The 2,397-nt window shown below is 42.1% G+C and carries 3 protein-coding genes; 2 read left to right on the top strand and 1 reads right to left on the bottom strand.

Going from position 1 to position 2,397, the window contains the following annotated elements; translation table 11 throughout:
- Window positions 1-139: 139 nt before the first annotated feature.
- Window positions 140-547, top strand: coding sequence for a bacteriohemerythrin (locus tag VN429_RS00170; protein ID WP_325628486.1), 408 nt, complete (start codon window positions 140-142; stop codon window positions 545-547).
- 52 nt (window positions 548-599) lie between these two features.
- On the opposite strand, the gene VN429_RS00165 is transcribed toward VN429_RS00170, so the two are convergent.
- Window positions 600-1,019 carry a hypothetical protein gene (locus VN429_RS00165; protein ID WP_325628484.1) on the bottom strand — a complete coding sequence of 140 codons (420 nt, stop codon included), beginning with the start codon at window positions 1,017-1,019 and terminating at the stop codon, window positions 600-602.
- Between the two features lie 298 nt (window positions 1,020-1,317).
- On the opposite strand from VN429_RS00165, the gene VN429_RS00160 reads away from it, so the two are divergent.
- The coding region (locus tag VN429_RS00160) for an ABC transporter substrate-binding protein (protein ID WP_325628482.1) at window positions 1,318-2,397 on the top strand (1,080 nt) is incomplete at its 3' end.

The raw sequence follows: 2,397 nt of genomic DNA, 5'->3' as shown, positions 1-2,397 counted from the left end.
TAATTATCGATCTTGACATCGTTCCCCTCCAGACATGAACCGCGAAAATTTGATAATGCCAGGACAGAGAAAGAACCTGGCAGTTACTTTGAATACCTTGAAATAGAGAATATGACTATCCACAGGAGGTGGATTAATTATGTCACTTTTTACCTGGAATGATAAATATTCGGTTCATGTTGAAAATATGGACAATCAACACAAAAAACTCTTTGAACTTATCAACCGGCTTCATGAAGCGATGTCAAATGGAAAGGGAAATGCCGAACTCGGAGAGATCCTAAAAGGGCTTAAAGAGTATACGGTCACTCACTTTGCAGATGAAGAGAAACATATGGAGTCTTTTGGATATACCGGCCTTGTAGAACAGAAGAAACAACACAAGGTCTTCATCGATAAAATCGACGAGTATGCCAAAGAGTTAAGTGAGAAGAAACTAGGACTTTCAATAGAAGTTCTTAATTTTCTAAAAGACTGGCTGGTACAGCACATCCAGACTATTGATGCAAAATATACAGACAATTTTCACGCTCACGGTATGAAGTAAATCATATCCCTTATTTAAACACAACCGAAAATCGATTACTTCGCAGTCAGGTTCACTGATCAGGGTCACAGCAGGGTGAGGAAGTATTCCCTGAACTCTCCTCAACCTGAAGAAGCACCACATTACCTGTTTTTCTGGTTGAGATCAGCAGGTTTAATGGGGAAGACTTACCCTGAATTTCCTTTTCAATTGTTGCAAAACGTTTGTCTACCGATCTTCCGGTCAGGTATGTCTCTTTCACCGAATTTCTAATGACACAACCAGAACAGTGTGTTGTGTGTCCGCAGCCACCCGGACACCGTGCATAATCACACTCAAATACTTCCCCACTGAGATGACCAATTACAGAAGGCATCTCATTTGAAGTCATTTTTTGAATCTCCTGGTTTGCACAGAGTATATGCATATCTTCATCAACAAGCACCACAGGAAGGTCAAGCATATTGATATATTCACCAATATCGACACCCATACTTGCCTTGATATGATTATAGCAGGACGAACACACACCATGGGATATCCTGTCATCCTCTTGGGTATCAGAGGATAATTCTTCATTACAGAATGCGCAAACCCGTCTCAAAGCATATCTCTCCGCAGATAAATCTTTTTATATTGTACATATCTGCACCTGAGGGTATGAGACTTGGTAAACCGGTCAATTCATGATCAATAATAAGAGCGAAGTTGAGTCACAATCTGAAACAGGAAAGAGAATACTCGCACTATATATACTGAAACGCAGATTTCTGGTTACCAGGTGAGCAGGAATGAATACACGTGTAACTGCGATAACAGCCCTTACTCTGATGCTGGTAATTATGCCATTCTTCGGGGTAGCAAATTCAGATACAACAGGTTCCACAGAAAAAATTGCTGATCCCGCAGGGCACACCATTACAATCGTGGACGACCGTGGTCAGTATATAACCATCCCATATCCGGTAAGCCACGTGGTATTCCTCGTAGAAAACGCAATGAACAGCATGTATGCAGTGGGTGGTGCTGATAAGATTTCAGGAATCGGACCCATCTGGATATCTGAGAAAAAAGAGCCATTCTTCCAATCTATAGACCACGGATATAATGATAAACCAAAAATCAATACAAACGGCGGAACAGTAGATCTTGAAGCACTAAAAAAGGCAGATCCTGACCTGGTTGTACTCTGGTCAGCAGACTGGAACGATGAGGCCACAAAATCTATCAGACAGACCTTGAATGTGCCAGTGTATGGTGTGTATTACACCAAACTCTCTGACGTCTCAAGAGCAAACAATGTATTTGCTAAAATTATCGGGAATGAAGCACGAGAAGCAGAGGTGTCAGCGATTATGGGAGAATATACACGTATGGTTACCGATAAAACCGGAGGCATACCAGATGAGAGCCGTCCGAGGGTATACTGGATGTGGAACGATATCTATGGGACAGCAGGGCTGAACAGTGCTACCAATGACCTCATCAGACTAGCCGGCGGAAAAAACGTGCTTGAAGAGGCTAACCTTGAAGGAAAGATGCAGGAACACCCAAAAATATCACTAGACCTTTTAAAGAAGCTGGATCCCGATGTAATCTATATGTGGTATAATGAGAACGTGGATCCTGCGGACGTATTAAGTGGAAAAGGTGATTTTGCAGATTGGAAAAACCTGAAAGCAGTGAAGACCGGCAGAGTCTTTGAAGTCACTGATCCCTTTATCTTTGACTCATTTTCTCCACAGCAGCCGCTTGCACTAATGGCTATCGCCAAAGATCTTCATCCTGAACTCTTTGCAGAAATTCATCTGGACCAGGTCATCGATTCATTTTTTGTGAAGATGTACAAGGTTCACTACCCGGGATTTTCT

The sequence above is a fragment of the Methanospirillum sp. genome (assembly GCF_035560735.1).
Lineage (GTDB): Archaea > Halobacteriota > Methanomicrobia > Methanomicrobiales > Methanospirillaceae > Methanospirillum.
The sequence above is the reverse complement of the archived record's forward strand: the minus strand, read 5'-3'. Positions and strand labels throughout refer to the sequence as shown.

Excerpts from the sequence above, each read along its gene's own strand:
- VN429_RS00170 (WP_325628486.1), top strand. The coding sequence starts at position 140 with ATGTCACTTTTTACCTGGAATGATAAATATTCGGTTCATGTTGAAAAT.
- VN429_RS00165 (WP_325628484.1), bottom strand. The coding sequence starts at position 1,019 with ATGGGTGTCGATATTGGTGAATATATCAATATGCTTGACCTTCCTGTG.